Here is a 15,685-nt window from a genome sequence, read left to right on the forward strand (position 1 = left end):
GCTGAGCGCCCCACGCCCAGGGGAGGGACGAGTGGCTCTTGCACGCGGCAGCGCGGCCGATCTCTTGATCGAAGCCCGCGCGGGTCACCTGCACACCCGGTTGAAGGAGCAAGCGGGCTTCGTACTCGGCAGCAGGATGGGGACCAGCGAGGTGGTCTCCTGGCAAAAAAGCCTGCCCATCCTGTTCACAGACCTCGTGGACGCGGGTCTTGGCGACGTCGAAGTCCTCCTCGAGCATCAACTACCGCACAGTAAGCAGCGCATCGACGTCGTGCTGTGCGGCGTTCATCCTCGTACCGGACAAAGCTCGTTCGCCTTCATCGAACTCAAGCAGTGGTCCAAAGCCGAGTCGTACCTGTCCGAGGTGGTCAACGTGGCCGGGCTCCCGGGACGGCACCTTCATCCGGCCGAGCAGGTTCACCGGTATCACCAGTACTTCGTGGACCACACGCCAGCGCTCGTGGATCGGCCACAAGCGGTGCACGCCATGGCGTACCTGCACAACGCGCGTCGGACGGATGTGCCCGGTCTCCTTCAGGACAACCCTCGCCCCAGCTGCCGGCTGTTCACCATGGATGACAAGGCGGCCCTGCGCGACCACCTCAACGCCGTGCTCGACTTCGCGGTCGACAGGCGAGCGAACGTGGAATCCGGCGACGAGTTCAGTGCCTTCACCCACCGCCCCACCAAGCCGTTGCTGGATCTGGCCGCCGCCGAGATCAAGGACCGCGAGCAATTCGTTCTCCTGGACGAACAGAAGGTCGCGTACGAACTGGTACTGCAGGCGGTTGAGCGGTCTCGGGCGGCGCAAACGCGCACGGTCGTGATCGTCGAAGGCGGCCCTGGATCCGGCAAGAGCGTGATCGCTTTGAGCCTGCTCGGCGAACTGGCTCGTCGTGGCCTCGCCGTCCACCACGCGACCGGTTCGAAGTCGTTCACCTCGACCATGCGCAAGTACGCCGGACGCGGCAGCACTCGGGTCCAGGGGTTGTTCAAGTACTTCAATGCCTACGTGGGTTGCGAGCCTCGCGAACTGGACGTCTTGATCTGTGACGAAGCGCACCGCATCCGAGAGAAGGGCGTCGACAGGTTCACGAAAAAGGAGAGGCGCGATCGCGCCGATCGTCAGGTCAACGAGCTCATCAACGTGGCGACCGTTCCCGTCTTTCTCCTCGACGAGCACCAAGTCGTGCGACCAGGAGAAATGGGCTCACTCAAGGAGATCACCACCGCGGCGCGCGCGCTCGGTTGCGAAGTCGAGGTCGTCCGGCTGCATGATCAGCTGCGGTGCGGCGGCTCGGTTTCCTACGACACCTGGGTCGCCAGGCTGCTAGGGCTCCGTTCCGCCGAACCACCGATCGCCTGGAGCAAGCTCGCGGGTCCCCTCGACGAGGGCATCACCTTGACCACCGCGGCGTCACCAGAGGCGCTCGAGTCCTGGGTACTGCACCAGCAAGCCCAGGGTGGCGGGGTCGGGCGGCTGGCCGCCGGCTTCTGCTGGCCATGGAGCAATCCGGTCAAGACGCCCGATGGACTTCGGCTCATAGACGACGTCCAGGTCGGTGCGTGGAAGCGGCCCTGGAACGCGAAGGGCGAGAAGTCGGTGCCTGACGTACCCGAATCCAGCTACTGGGCGACGGACGAACGCGGCTTCGGCCAGGTTGGCTGCATCTACACCGCTCAGGGTTTCGAGTACGACTGGTCAGGCGTGATCTTCGGCAAGGATCTCGTGCGCCGAGACGGCATGTGGCATCCGGTGCGCGCGAACTCCAAGGACACCGAGGTCAAGAAGGCCGACGAACTGCACTTCGGCGCGCTGATCAAGAACACGTACAAGGTCCTGCTCACTCGTGGGATGCGCGGGACCGCGATCTTCTCGGAAGATCCCGAAACCCAGGAATTCCTGGAAGAGATGACTCGGTAACCCGGTCGAGACCGGCAGGGCACCATCACAGCCGGATCACCGTGGTCACGTTCGCTAAGGGAGCATTCGTTGGGCGTACCGGACTACCAATCCCTGATGGCCCCGTGCCTACATGTACTGGCAGACGGGCAATCTCTGCCAGTACGCGCGCTCCGTGACGCGGTCGCAGAAACGCTTAAGGTCACGTCCAGCGACAGGGAGGCGAAGATCCCCAGTGGATCGTTCGTCTTCGACAACCGGATGCACTGGGCGATCACCTACATGGCGCAGGCAGGCCTGGTTACTCGGCCCCGGCGCGCGGTAGTACAGATCACCGACCGCGGCAAGAATGTCTTGCGACAGCATTCGGACCGCGTCGACAACACCGTGCTCGCGCAGTTTCCGGAGTTCACCGAATTCAAAAGCCGAAGCAAGGAAACAACCCCAGGCTCGACGGAAGCCCAGGAGAACACCGACACCGTCCCACCCGCTGAATCCATCGCCAACGCGGTCAAGCTCGCTCATACCGCGCTCGCCGACGAACTCATCGAGCGAGTGCGTGAGCGTGAGCCGGAATTCCTTGAGCATCTCGTCTTGCGAACGCTCACCGCGATGGGTTACGGCGGAAGCCACGGAGCTGCGGAGCACCTGGGCCGTAGCGGCGACGAAGGCCTAGACGGCGTCATTCGACAAGACGCCCTCGGCCTCGACCGCATCTACGTCCAGGCCAAGCGCTATGGCAAGAACCGAGCCGTCGGACGACCCGAGATCCAGGAGTTCGTCGGGGCACTCCATGGCGCGCAAGCCGATCGGGGCGTCTTCATCACCACCAGTCGTTTCACCCCTGACGCCCAGCAGTTCGCCGAGCGAATCCAGGCTCGGGTCGTTCTGATCAATGGCATCGAGTTGGCGCAGCTCATGATTCGCCACAACATCGGTGTACAGGTCCGCGATACGTACGTTGTCAAGCGTATGGATGAGGACTTCTTCGAAGACGCCTAGCGGGAGCAGTCAGGGGACGCCAAACCACAAGAACCGACACGCGATAATTCCGTGATCTATTCCGTCGGCGACGCGGCCGTGTGGATTTTTCTCCAGGGCCCGTCACAGGCCGCTATCGAGCTTGGCGATGAATGACGTCTTGCGTTTGTGCTGGTCTCGCAAGCTGTCCAGGTAGATTCCGAAGCCGGTCTCGTCGTCCGTGGCCTGGTAGGCGTCACGAAGCTTTCGGAGCATTTTGATGGCTTTGCCATACCGGTACTTGTCGGTACTGACGTCGAGTCGTTGCTGGATGAGCCGTTGCCATGGCTCGATGACATCTCGCGGGTGGGTGGGTTGGCGTAGCTCGATGATCTGTTGCCAGCGTGACTCGAAAAGAGCGTGGGCATGGCTGGCTGCCACCTGCCATGCTTCGTCCAGTTCGCCTTCGTCGAGGAGTACGCCGATGAGGTGGTCGACGACGGCGGGCTGTGCGGTGGCGGCGTCACGTAGCCGCTTAATCGCCTTGTCTCGCAGGCCGGCCCAGTCATAGGTGCGTTGAGTCGCGTCGTCGAAGAGCACGGAGTGTCCGTACGGATGGAGCTGCTTCGGCGGTTCCGCGACGAACGCACCACGACCATCACCGCTCCACCACGGCGAACCGTGGCCGACCTTCTCGACAACGCGGCACGGCTGCGGGCTGACCCGGAGCGGGGTGAAGCCGCCCAGCTTGCCAAGGAGGAAGCGCGCCGCGAGCAGGCACGTGCCCTCGCCCGCGAACGGCGGCTGGACGAGCTGGCCCTTGACGAGGATGTCGCTTGGGCGCGCGTCGATGCGATGATCGCTACCCGAGAGCCTGGTGAGTACGACGCCGCTGTGACGCTGCTCAGCGATCTCCAGGCCCTCGCCGAACGCGATGGTCGCGGTGACTTGTTCAGGGAGCGGAGCATGGCGCTGCGTCAAACGCATGCTCGCAAACCAAGTCTCATCGAACGGCTAGACCAGGCAAACTCTTGAATCGCTCGGAAAAGTGTGGCATGGATCTTGCGGCTGAGTGAGCGGGAATAGGCTGTCCGTATGCCCGGCTTGGACAAGTTCGACATCGGTGATATCGCCATGGCTCTGCGGACCCAGGTCGACTACGAGCACTTTCACCTGGTCGACCCGCAGACAGGCGAGATGGGCCACTGGACACAGGAAGGCGGGTAGACGGCGAGAATCCGATCGACCTCGACGAGCTGGACCTGGTCGTGATCAACCCGCTGCCGTCCTACGTCTGGTATCAGGACATGGCGGACTTCGCGGAAGGTATCAGTGACGAACGAGCTGGCCGACGGCTGGAGAGGGCCATCCGCGGCAAAGGCGCCTTCCGCCATTTCAAGGACGAGCTGCACGAGGAATATCCAGAACTTCTCCCGTCTGGCACGCGTTCAATGACAACCGCGCGAATCGTCGCGCGGTGCAGTGGCTTGCCGACAAGCCCCTTTGTCGACCATGACACTATTGACCGGTTCGCTGTCGAACACCCAGATCCTGACCTGCCCTGAAGCTCAGTGAGCCGTATCGTCAGAATTCCTGGCGTTGGCCGCCGCGGCCGACATGACCGAGCGGCGAGCTGCCCCGCTGGGAGCGGAAAAGGCGTGCTGACCAGGCGTCCGGAGGGGTGCCATCGGAACTGTCGGTGCCCTCTCCATAATGGGATCGTGACCGTCGACCAGGAGCCCCAGCCGTTCGCGCACCTCAGTGCGCCGAACGCGGCGCTCTATCGTGACGTCCTGTTGACGTTCGCGCGGGCGAGGGATCGGTTCATCGTGCACATGCGTCCGGAGGACGTCGCGGCGGACCTTGGCAGGCTGGGTGACATCGAGCAGGTCGCGGACGCGCTGGACAAGCTGGTCGAGTGGGGCAACTTGCGGGCCGATCCGGATACGAGCCGGGTGACCAGTGTCGCCGACTTTCATCGTGCCCGATATCTGTACCAGCTCACCGCGGCCGGCCAGGCCGCCGAGGAGGCACTCGCGGTTTACGACCAGGCGCTGGGGCGCCGGGGTTCGCTGCAATCGGTGGCGCTGGAGGACATCGCCGCGCAACTGCGGGCGCTCGTGGAGCTGGCGGGGGCGCGGGAGCTCGACCCGGCGAAGGTGCATCTTCTTCTCTTGGCCCTCGCCGAGCGGTTCACCGGACTGGCCGATAACGCGCAGGCGTTCATGGCGTCGCTACGTCGTGTCATCGATTTCGCCGACGGGGACGTGGAGGCGTTCGTCGCCTACAAGCAGCGGCTGATCGACTACGTCAACAGGTTCATCGCCGATCTTGCCAACCGGGGTGCGGAGATCGCGACTCTACTGGGCAAGATCGAAGAAGCCGGTGTGCGAGAGCTGCTCATGGTGGCCGCGAAGCGCGAAGCTGCCGACGTCGCACCTGACGATCACGAGAACGCGGCCGCCATCGAAAGCTGTTACGACACTTGGCGAAATCGGTGGCGTGGGCTGCATGACTGGTTCGTCTCGGCCGACTCTCGCCGTCAGTCGCAGGCGCGGCTGCTGCGTGGAGCCGCTGTCACGGCGATCACCCAGCTCATCGACACGGTGGCCGCGCTCAACGAACGTCGTTCCGGGCGCTCCGATCGCTCGGCGGATTTCCGGACGCTGGCGCGGTGGTTCGCCCAGGCACCGGACGACAACGCGGCGCATCGTCTGTGGCGGACGGCGTTCGGGCTCGGTTCGGCGCGGCACCTCACGGTCGACAATGAAACCGTTGCCGCGTGGGAGGAAGAGCAACCCGCGCCGAGTACGCCGTGGCGGCTAGCGGCCGGGGTGCACATCAGCCCGCAGTTACGCCGGACAGGTTCCTACGAGCGACGCGGTCAGCCCAACCGAGTCTCGGATCGTGCGGAGCAGCGACGGGTCCTGGCCGAGCAGGCGGCTCTCGAAGCCGAGCAGGTCGCCGCGGCGCGTGAGCGGTTGGCGACGCCGGGACCGACACGGCTGTCAGCGCTGGGTGAGCTCGACGCGCGGGCGTTCCGGCTGTTCCTCGGCCTCCTCGGCGACGCATTGTCCTCCCGCGCTCCCGGCGATCATGAAGTCCGGACCACCACGAGCGACGGCACGATGGAGGTTCGCCTGACCCTCGTGCGAGGTGGCGGAACAGTGAGCATCGAAACCGAGGACGGGACGCTCCACGGGCCGGAGCACCTGATCGAGATCCTCGACCTGATCGGAAACGGCCGAGTGGAGGCGATCGCGTGACTGTGCTCGCCGAGGAAACCGTCGCGCAGAAACGGAAAGCCCTGCGGGCGCTGCTCGCCAAGCCATTGTTGACCGCGGGGGCGGACGACGAAGTACTTCGGCTGGTCCGGCGCCATGCGGCGGAATTGCGTGATTGGCTCGCCACGGAAACGGGCTGGCGGCTGCTGGTCGGCGCGGAATCCGCGCGCTTGTTCAAAACCGCGCCGACGTTGCACGACCCGACCCATCCGGCGAGGGACGGTAAGGGCAAACCACCGTTCGGCCGCCGCAGGTACGTCCTGCTCTGCTTGGCGCTGGCCGTTTTGGAGCGAGCCGACGCGCAGATCACCCTCGGCCGTCTCGCCGAAAGCGTGCTCGCCGCCGCGGGTGAACCGGAGCTCGTCGACGCCGGGGTGTCGTTCACGTTGAGCAGGCGCGACGAACGTTCGGATCTCGTCGCCGCGGTCCGGCTGCTGCTTACGTGGGGTGTCCTCGAGCGTGTCGCCGGCGAGGAAGACTCCTACCTGAGCGACAACGGAGACGTCCTGTACGACGTCCAGCGCCGAGTACTGGCCGCACTCTTGACCAGTGGCCGCGGCCCTTCGACGATCAACGCCGCCGATTTCGAGACCAGGCTCGAAGAGCTTGCCCACGAGCCCGTCGCCGACACCGACGACTTGCGCAATCGGGCGTTACGCCACCGGCTCACCCGCCGCCTGCTCGAAGATCCGGTGGTCTACTACGAGGAATTGGCCGACGACGAACAGGCGTACCTGGCCAGCCAGCGACACGCGATAACGCACCGGATCGAGGACGCCGTCGGTCTGGTCGCCGAAGTCCGCGCCGAGGGCGTCGCGATGGTCGATCCCGACGACGAACTGACCGACGTGCGGATGCCAGAGCAGCGCACCGACGGCCACGCCACCCTGCTCGTCGCCGAGTACCTCGCGGCACGGAACGGGCCGGTGCCCATCGAGCGAGTGCTGGCTTATATCAGGAAGATCGCGCGCGATCACGCCTCCTACTGGCGTCGCGGAGTCACCGAAGAAGGCGCTGACGAGGAACTCCTCGCCATCGCGTTGCACAAGCTGCGCGCGTTGCGTCTCGTGGAGGATTCCGCGGGGGATCCGCCGATGGTGCGTGCGCTGCCCGCGATCGGCCGCTATCGGCTCGACGCGCCCACCATCCGGGAGAGGAAGACCGGGAAATGACTTTGCCCGTCCCGGACAGAGCCCGCTGGCAACCACTCCGTGCCGGCCTGGTCGACCTGTTCTACTACGACCTCGAAGAGTTCCATTTCCACGATGGCCGTTTGTTGTTGCGTGGCAACAACGGGACCGGCAAGTCCAAGGTGCTCGCGCTCACGCTGCCGTTCCTGCTCGACGGCGAACTGTCGGCACACCGGGTGGAGCCGGACGGCGACCGCAACAAACGCATGGAATGGAACCTGCTGCTCGGCGGGAAACATCCGCACAACGAACGCCTCGGCTACACCTGGCTGGAATTCGGCCGTGCCCTTCCCGACGGGAGCGCCGAATACCGCACGATCGGCTGCGGGCTCAAGGCCGTCGCCGGACGCGGTATCGCCAGGCATTGGTTCTTCGTCACCGACCAGCGCGTCGGCCGTGACCTCTCCCTGGTGAGCCCGACCCGGGTGGCGTTGACCAGGGAGAAGCTCAAGGACGCCGTCGACGGGCATGGCCTGGTCTACGACACCGCGTCGGAATACCGGCGTGCGGTGGACGAAGCATTGTTCGGGCTGGGGATTCACCGCTACGAAGCCCTCGTCAACCTGCTGATCCAGCTTCGGCAACCGCAGCTGTCGAAGAAGCCGGACGAGAAGCTGCTGTCCCGAGCGCTCACCGAGGCACTGCCGCCGCTCGACCCGGCACTGGTGGCCACGGTCGCGGAAGCGTTCCGTGGACTGGACGAGGAGCGGGAGACCTTACGCGCCCTCGCCGAAGCCAAGACGGCCGCAGAGCAGTTTCTCGGCCATTACCGGCGCTACTCCCGGATCGCGGCCAAACGCCGTGCGGCTCCGGTGCGGCACACCCACAGCAGGTATGAACAGCTCGGCCGTGAGCTGGGTGAAGCCGAGGCCGCTTATGAAAAAGCGACGCTGGCACTCGAAGAAACAGAACGACTGCTCGGTGCGTTGACAGCGGCGAAGACCCAGCTGGAGGCACGACGTGCCGCGCTGCAGAGCAGTCCGGAAATGCGGGACGCCGAAAACCTGAAAAAGGTAGGCGAGGAGGCCGCCAAGCTCAGCGAATTCGCCGCTGCGCGGGAACGCGACCTGACTTCGGCCGTTGCCAACCTGCGACGACGTGAAGAAGAAGCCGAGACGGCGCGGCGAACGACCGCCGCCGACGTGGAGATTTTGGCGCAGGCCAAGGACATCGCCCAGGCGGCCGCCAAGGCCGCGTACCTGGCCGAGGGACATGCCGCTGCCGTCGCCGACGAAGACGAGCGCGCCGGGCAGACGCTCATCGAACGGCAGACCAAGGCGGTCGACCAGCTGCAACAGTTGCTCAACGCCGCGACGCAGGCCGAAGCCGCGTTGCGTTCGGCACGCGAAAGCGTGGACCGGATCACCGCCGAACAGCAGGGTGCCGCTGAGCGGATCACCGTGGCCGAAGAGGCCATCGTCGAGCACGGTGCGGCGCTCGTCGACTCTTATCGCTCCTATTCGGCGGGCACGGAGCAGTTCAGGCTGTCCGATGTGGACGATCTGCTCGATGCCCTTGACGCGTGGACCGAGACCCTCGCGGGCGCGAATCCCGCCGCATCGGCTGTGGAAGAAGCCGTGCTACGGGCCACCGCCGAATTCGGTCGCAGGCAAGCCGCACTGGACGCCGAACGAACAGCGGCGGAGAACGAGCGACGAGCGATCGCCGACGAGATCGCACGGCTCGAGGCAGGCGGACATGACGCTCCGCCAAGGCCGTACACCCGTGACGAAGAAGCACGAGTCGGCCGCCCTGGCGCGCCATTGTGGAAAGTCGTCGACTTCGTCCCGGGCGTCGACGCGGAGCATCAGGCCGGACTTGAAGCGGCTTTGGAGGCCGCGGGCATCCTGGACGCTTGGGTGACCCCGGACGGTGAACTGCACAGCACCCTGACCGGAGACGTGGTCGTCAGGCCTGGCAAGGCCGCACCGGCCGGTGGCCTCACCGCTGTGCTCGCACCGGCGGTGGACCGAGCCGACCCACAAGCCGCGGCGCTGGCCGACGATGTGGTCGGCTCGGTTTTGCGCGCGATCGGTCTCGGGCCTGGCGCGGACACCTGGGTCGCGGTGGACGGCAGGTTCGCCGTCGGCGTGTTGAGTGGAGCGTGGCGCAAGGACACGGCCGCTTACCTGGGTGAGGGCGCGCGCGAAGCCGCGCGCAGGGAACGGATTCTGCGGCTGCGTGAAGAGAATGCCTTACTGGATCAGCGTCTCGCCGCGGTGGCGGAGGCCGAATCCGGCCTGGCCGCCCAGCGAGCCGCCCTCACCGCTGAACACCGAGCGCAGCCGAAAGACAACGATCTCCGCGACGCTCATGTCAAACTCGCAGGCGAACATGAGGCCAAACGTCGGATCGACGTCCGCCTCGGCGAAGCTGTCGTGGCCTCTGAGGACTGCGCCGGGGAAGCAGAGCGGACTCGCGGACAGGTCATCGAATTCGCCGGGGACGTAGGTCTGCCGACCGACCCCGAGGAACTGGCCCGAGTTCGCGGAGCCCTTGGTGACTACCGGGTCGCCTTGGCCGGGCTTTGGCCCGCGGCGCGGGCACTGGCTCGGGCCCGCGCGGACGCGGTCAAGGCCGAAGACGAACTGCTGGCCGCTGCCGAACACCACGACGAAGCGCGGGAGTCGGCCGTCGAGGCGCGCGCCGAAGCCGAAATCGTGGCGGAACGCCACCGCGTCCTGGTCGAGACCGCGGGTGCGGGAGTCGATGAGCTTTATCGGAAGCTCAACGCGGTCGCGACGGACCTGGATGAGCGAGACGCCCGCGAAAAGCAGGTGCGAAAAGACGAACAGGTCGTGCACGAAGAGCGAGGTACGGCCAACGGGCGGCGCGAGACACTTCGGGATTCGATCGCGATCGCCGTGGCCGAACGCGACCAGGCCATCAGTGAACTGCGGGCTTTCGCGACGACAGGACTGTTGACGACGGCCATTCCCGAATTGGACTTTCCCGATCCTGGCAAGGAATGGGCGCCCAACCCGGCCGTCGCCCTCGCCAGGGCCGTCAACGCCGCGCTGGACGGCGTGGACGACGCGGACCGGCCTTGGGAGCTGGTGCAGCAGCGTGTGTCGGCCGAGCACAAGCTGTTGACCGACGCGCTGTCGAGGCACGGCCATTCGGTCGGCATGACGGTGCGGGACGGGATCATCGTCGTCGATGTGCTGTTCCAAGGGCGCACTCAAGACATTCCGACGCTGGTGGCCGCTTTGGCGGTGGAGAACGAGCAGCGGGCGAACCTGCTTTCGGCGAAGGAACGTGAAATCCTCGAGAACCACCTCATCAACGAAGTGGCGGGAACACTGCAGGAATTGATCGGTAACGCCGAGGACCAGGTCCGGTCCATCAACAGCGACCTGGAAGCCCGGCCGACGTCGACCGGGATGCGCCTGCGGTTGCAGTGGCGTACTTCGCGGACGGCGCCCGACGGACTCGATCGAGTGCGGGACCGGTTGTTACGGCAGATCGCCGACGCCTGGAGTGCGGAAGACCGGAGCGCCGTCGGCCGGTTCTTGCAGGAGCAGATCAACCGGGAGCACGCCGAGGACGCGGCGGGCGGCTGGGTCGAACAACTGACGCGTGCGCTGGACTACCGGAGCTGGCACGAATTCGCGATCCAGCGCTACCAGGACGGACAATGGCGGTCGGCGACCGGCCCGGCTTCCGGCGGCGAACGGGTACTTGCCGCGTCGGTCCCGCTGTTCGCCGCGGCGTCCTCGTTCTACTCGTCTTCGGCCAATCCGCACACGCCGCGTCTTGTCGCGCTCGATGAGGCGTTCGCCGGCGTCGACGATGACTCACGGGCCAAATGTCTCGGCCTGCTCGCGGCGTTCGACCTCGACGTCGTGATGACCAGCGAACGCGAATGGGGTTGCTACCCGCAGGTGCCCGGTCTGGCCATCGCGCAACTCGCCCGGCGCGACGGAATCGACGCCGTGCTGGTGACGCCCTGGCGATGGAACGGCCGCGAACGTGTCCAGGAGCAACGACCGATTCCGTACGTCCCGAGTGCCTGATGGCCGATCTTGACCGCCTCCGCAGGCTTTTGGGTGGTGAAGAGACGGCTTGGCTGCTCGATCGCTTGCGCCGGCGGATGATCAACGGTAAGCCGTTGAGCGGAATCGTCACCCTCGGCTCGGCGACACAGGATCAGCGCAGGGCCATCGAGCTGCTGCTTGGCCGCCGGGCCGGTACTGGTACTTCCCTGAGCGTTTCTCTCGATGAAGTCGACACGGTGCTCCGTCGCAGCGGTTCGGCGCCGGACGGGCTCGCCGACGCGACACGGCTGCTGGTCGGAACCGTGCCGGACCGGGCGACCGAAGCCGCGGCATGGGCAGCGGCCTACGGGCCGTTGGACGAGCTGGTCGCACGACGTCCGGCTTTGGTGACTTGGCGCGGCTGGTTGGACGCCACCGGCCTGATCCGGCGGTTGACTTCCGATCCGGGGAGCGCTTCGACGTTGATCACCGCCGCGGTCCGCGTACTCACCGAGCTGCCATCGGAGGGCATCGCGCTGGGCCGTCTCGCGGCGGAGACCACGGGCGACGCGCACGGCCTGGATGACGGGCGTCCCTTGGCGACGATCGTCCTCTCGGCGGCGAGAGTTCTCCGCGGTACCCCACCGGCAGGAGACGGAACAGCAGGCGAACGCCGTACTTCCTGGGCGGCGGTCGGCGTCCACCGCGACGAGCTGTCCTCGTCCGTGTTGTGCCTCGGTTTGCCCGGCGGCACCACCACGGTGACCGGCCGCATACTGGCTTTGGCCAAGGAATCCGGAGAGCCGTGTGTGCTGACGCTTCGCCAGTTGAACGCCGCACGGCTCGGCGTCGAAGCCGGGATCGTGTCGGTTTGCGAGAACCCGATCGTTCTCGCCTCAGCGGCCGATGAGCTGGGGTCCGGCTGCCCTCCTCTCGTCTGTGTCAACGGCCAGCCGTCGGCCGCGGTGTGGCGTCTACTCGATCTGCTGGCGACCGACGGTGCCCGGTTCAGGTATCACGGCGATTTCGACTGGGGCGGCATCCGGATCGGCAACACCCTGTGGGACCGGATTCCTTGGGAACCCTGGCGTTTCGACGCTTCCGCGTACACCGCGACGAGCGTGACCGGCGGTCCGCTGACGGGAAACCCGGCGGCCGCGGCCTGGGATCCGGAACTACGGCCGGCACTCGAGCGGCGTGGTGTCCGCATCGAAGAGGAACTGGTCCTCCCCGCCTTGTTGGACGATCTCCGCTAGGCCTGGTGGAAGTCGTCGAGGCGGTGAGCTTCAGCCGACGATTCCGTGGCAACCAGCCAGTGCGGATAGGTGACGTAGACCAGTTCTGCGTCCTCTTCGGCCACGTAGACGACCTCGGTGCCCGCCCGCAGATAGATGACCTCACCCGCCCGAGCCGTCACCGAGCCCGAGGGGCCTTCGACGCTGAAAGACCCGGAAGTGATGACGAGGGCCTCGTCGTAGGTCATCTTCCACGGGTTCTTCTCCCCCTTCCGGTAGCGCCCGAATCCGACGGACATCGCCGCGCCGCTGTCGTCAGAGAGGACGTCGGCGAGGAAGATCTGCTGGTCAAGCCGCTGGAACCAGGTCGAAGCGTCGGCGCTCGTGAAGTGTTCGACGGACATTCAAGCCTCCTAAGCGGAAATTTCTCCATTTAGTTAAGCGGAGAAAGTTCCACTTGTCCACCGACTAAACTCACCGCGTGCTTCCCATCGCAGGGTCCGGACCGGTCGAGCGGGCGGACGCGGCTCGCAATCGGCAGAAGATCGTCCGAGCCGCGGCCAAGCTTGTGGCGGCCAAGGGGATCGAGGGGCTCGCGTTGGACGAGGTCGCGGCGGAGGCGGGCGTCGGGATCGGGACGGTGTACCGGCGGTTTCCGGACAAGGGTGCGTTGGCGCAGGCGCTTCTGGACCAGAACGAGCGCGAGTTCCAGGAGGCGTTCATCAGCGGGCCGCCGCCGTTGGGGCCGGGGGCGCCGCCGAAAGAACGACTCAGTGCGTTCATCAGCGCGTACGTCGACAGGCTCGAGACGCACGGGCAACTGCTGATGGTCGCGGAAACGGCGACGCCGATGGCGCGGTTCGTGACCGGCGCATACCGGCTGCACCACAGTCACCTGGTCACGTTGATCAGCGAAATCGAGCCGGCCGCGGATGCGCGCTTCCGGGCAGACGCACTGCTCGCACCACTGGCGGCGGCGCAGTACGCCCACCTTCGACAGGACGGCATGACGCCGGAACAAGTCAAAGCGGGCCTGAGTGACCTTCACCAGGTGACGGGCAGCTCCCGCACCGTATGAAAAATCGTGTTCGAGCGGCATATCCGCCTTGCCGGTCAGGGAATCTCCTCACGATGTCGAACTGGACTTGGCTCGACATCCACCGCGAGACCGCGGTCGCGGAAGCCGGAACCTAGACTTCGCGACATGGATTGTGCGGCGAAGTCCGAATTGGTCGAGCAGGTGCGCGCGTTCACCGGATGGGTGGGCGCGGGACGCAAGCTCACCCAGACCGGGCGCATCACCTTGACCGACGCCAAAACGCTGGTGCCCCTGCTGGGCACCGGTGACGTGATCGACCCGGTCATCGGCGACCGCGTGTTCCGGACCAGGTCGAGCGAGGTTCTGCTCGACCTGGCGCTCGTCGTGGAATGCGCCAAAGTGGCGCGGCTGGTCCGCAAAACGGGGCAGCGACTGGTGCCGGTGAAGAAGAACCAGGCCCTGCTTGACGACCCGGAGGCGCTGTGGCTCGCGCTGTTCACCGGGTTGGACAAGCTTGGCGAGGCATTTCTGCCCACGGGATTCGGCGAGTCCTTGCTGCGCCCGGAATTCGCCGACGGCAGCCGTGCGGCCTTGACCTCGTTGTACAAGGCGGACGGCGCCGTCGGCATCTCGAGTTTGTGCATGATCGTCTGGAATGTGGTGAGCGCGCCTTACGTCCTGGACGACGTCACCGAACTCCAGCGCGAGACTTTGCGCATCACGACTGACCGCGACACCAAGCACACACTCGAGGTCCTGCGGCGGCTGGGGGCGGTGACCCTCCAGGACGAATCCGCGGAGCTGACCGCACTCGGCCGATCAGGCATGCGAAGGCTACTGGGCGCGCCTGAAGCCGGTGATCCGATCTACCAGGTGAAGATCACCCTGCTGGACATGGAAGGTCTTCCGGTGTGGCGACGGGTGCTGGTTCCGGCGGCCATCCGGCTCGATCGGCTGCACGTCGTCGTCCAGGCCGCGATGGGCTGGGAGAACTACCACCTGCATTACTTCCTCGATGGGCAAACCCACTACGGCGAGGCCGAGCCCGAGCTGCAATACCGTGACGAACGGCAAGTACGGCTGGACGAACTGGTGAAGCCCGGTGGCCGGCTCTTGTACAACTACGACTTCGGCGACAGCTGGGACCACGAGATCCTCGTCGAGGAAGCCACGGTCGCCACGGCCGACGGGCACTACCCGCGCTGTGTCGCGGGCCAAGCGGCGTGCCCGCCGGAGGACGTCGGCGGCACCGGGGGTTACGCGCGGCTGATCCGGATCCTCGGCGATCCCGGCCACGAGGAACACCAGGACATCCTCCGCTGGCTCGGCCTCGACGACCCGGGCCAGTTCGACCCTGCGGGCTTTGACCTCGACGAAGCCGACCAGCGCCTCACCGCCATGGCGTGACTCAGCGCTCGCCCAGTTGCCATTCAGGCCGCACGTAGTGGCAGGTGTAGCCGTTCGGGATGCGCTCCAGGTAGTCCTGGTGCTCAGGCTCGGCCTCCCAGAAGTCGCCGGCCTTGGTCACCTCGGTGACGACCTTGCCTGGCCACTTGCCGGAGGCGTCGACGTCGGCGATCGTCGCCTCGGCGACCTGCTTCTGGGTGTCGTCGGTGTAGTAGATCGCCGAGCGGTAGCTGGTGCCGAGATCGTTGCCCTGGCGGTCACGAGTCGTCGGGTCGTGGATCTGGAAGAAGAACTCCAGGATCTGCCGGTACGACAGCTTCGCCGGGTCGAAGACGATCTCGATGCCTTCGGCGTGCGAGCCGTGGTTGCGGTAGGTCGCGTTGGGCACGTCACCACCGGTGTAACCGACCCTGGTGGAGACGACTCCGGGATGCCGTCGGAACAAATCCTGCATGCCCCAGAAGCAACCGCCCGCGAGAACAGCCTTTTCCGTCACAGTTGATCTCCTCTGGTCGTTGACATCCAGTAGAACGCGTCGGACCCGCCCTGTCATCCCGGTCCGGGTGTGACGGAAAAAGTCTGTCTCAAGGCAGACGCGCCCGGCCTGGCGTCACTAGGGCGTGTCTGGCAAATCTGTTCGTGGTCTTCGCGCCCAGGCGGCCCCTGGCGGCGCGGGCCCTTCGACCGAGT

The 15,685-nt window shown here is 65.9% G+C and carries 13 protein-coding genes; 10 read left to right on the forward strand and 3 right to left on the reverse strand.

Annotated features, from left to right (window positions below; translation table 11 throughout):
- The first annotated feature begins 31 nt into the window (after positions 1-31).
- Positions 32-1,924 carry a DNA/RNA helicase domain-containing protein gene (locus AB0M65_RS16735; protein WP_364028046.1) on the forward strand — a complete coding sequence of 631 codons (1,893 nt, stop codon included), beginning with the start codon at positions 32-34 and terminating at the stop codon, positions 1,922-1,924.
- Positions 1,925-1,993: 69 nt separating this feature from the next.
- Positions 1,994-2,905, forward strand: a complete 912-nt coding sequence (locus AB0M65_RS16740) for a restriction endonuclease (protein ID WP_364028048.1) — start codon at positions 1,994-1,996, stop codon at positions 2,903-2,905.
- Between the two features lie 102 nt (positions 2,906-3,007).
- On the opposite strand, the gene AB0M65_RS16745 is transcribed toward AB0M65_RS16740, so the two are convergent.
- A complete protein-coding gene (locus AB0M65_RS16745; RefSeq protein WP_364028050.1) occupies positions 3,008-3,850 on the reverse strand; it encodes a hypothetical protein in 843 nt (280 codons plus the stop codon).
- A 108-nt stretch (positions 3,851-3,958) separates the two neighbouring features.
- Between AB0M65_RS16745 and AB0M65_RS16750 the strand changes: the two genes are divergently transcribed.
- From AB0M65_RS16750 to AB0M65_RS16775, 6 genes are all read left to right on the forward strand, one after another.
- Entirely contained in the window at positions 3,959-4,090 is a 132-nt protein-coding gene (locus tag AB0M65_RS16750) for a hypothetical protein (RefSeq protein ID WP_364028052.1), read from the forward strand.
- Between the two features lie 41 nt (positions 4,091-4,131).
- Complete coding sequence (locus AB0M65_RS16755) at positions 4,132-4,428, forward strand: hypothetical protein (RefSeq protein ID WP_364028054.1); 297 nt, start codon at positions 4,132-4,134, stop codon at positions 4,426-4,428.
- Between the two features lie 156 nt (positions 4,429-4,584).
- A complete protein-coding gene (locus AB0M65_RS16760) occupies positions 4,585-6,129 on the forward strand; it encodes a TIGR02677 family protein (protein WP_364028056.1) in 1,545 nt (514 codons plus the stop codon).
- The gene (locus AB0M65_RS16765) at positions 6,126-7,319 is read left to right on the forward strand and encodes a TIGR02678 family protein (protein WP_364028058.1); all 1,194 of its coding nucleotides are present in this window, start codon (positions 6,126-6,128) and stop codon (positions 7,317-7,319) included. The genes AB0M65_RS16760 and AB0M65_RS16765 overlap by 4 nt, the downstream gene beginning before the upstream one ends.
- The gene (locus tag AB0M65_RS16770; RefSeq protein WP_364028060.1) at positions 7,316-11,353 is read left to right on the forward strand and encodes a TIGR02680 family protein; all 4,038 of its coding nucleotides are present in this window, start codon (positions 7,316-7,318) and stop codon (positions 11,351-11,353) included. The genes AB0M65_RS16765 and AB0M65_RS16770 overlap by 4 nt, the downstream gene beginning before the upstream one ends.
- Positions 11,353-12,570: a TIGR02679 family protein gene (locus AB0M65_RS16775; RefSeq protein ID WP_364028062.1), complete on the forward strand. Its 1,218-nt coding sequence runs from the start codon at positions 11,353-11,355 to the stop codon at positions 12,568-12,570. Before AB0M65_RS16770 ends, AB0M65_RS16775 begins: the two co-directional genes overlap by 1 nt.
- Here AB0M65_RS16775 and AB0M65_RS16780 read toward each other — a convergent pair.
- On the reverse strand, positions 12,567-12,953 hold the full coding sequence (locus AB0M65_RS16780; protein WP_364028064.1) for a cupin: 387 nt from the start codon (positions 12,951-12,953) through the stop codon (positions 12,567-12,569). The genes AB0M65_RS16775 and AB0M65_RS16780 overlap by 4 nt on opposite strands.
- 77 nt (positions 12,954-13,030) lie before the next feature.
- Between AB0M65_RS16780 and AB0M65_RS16785 the strand changes: the two genes are divergently transcribed.
- The gene (locus AB0M65_RS16785; RefSeq protein ID WP_364028066.1) at positions 13,031-13,627 is read left to right on the forward strand and encodes a helix-turn-helix domain-containing protein; all 597 of its coding nucleotides are present in this window, start codon (positions 13,031-13,033) and stop codon (positions 13,625-13,627) included.
- A 126-nt stretch (positions 13,628-13,753) separates the two neighbouring features.
- On the forward strand, positions 13,754-14,995 hold the full coding sequence (locus AB0M65_RS16790) for a plasmid pRiA4b ORF-3 family protein (protein WP_364028068.1): 1,242 nt from the start codon (positions 13,754-13,756) through the stop codon (positions 14,993-14,995).
- Between the two features lies 1 nt (position 14,996).
- On the opposite strand, the gene msrA is transcribed toward AB0M65_RS16790, so the two are convergent.
- Complete coding sequence (gene msrA, locus AB0M65_RS16795) at positions 14,997-15,491, reverse strand: peptide-methionine (S)-S-oxide reductase MsrA (protein ID WP_364028070.1); 495 nt, start codon at positions 15,489-15,491, stop codon at positions 14,997-14,999.
- Positions 15,492-15,685: the final 194 nt, after the last annotated feature.

This window comes from Amycolatopsis sp. NPDC051071, assembly GCF_040682875.1.
Lineage (GTDB): Bacteria > Actinomycetota > Actinomycetes > Mycobacteriales > Pseudonocardiaceae > Amycolatopsis.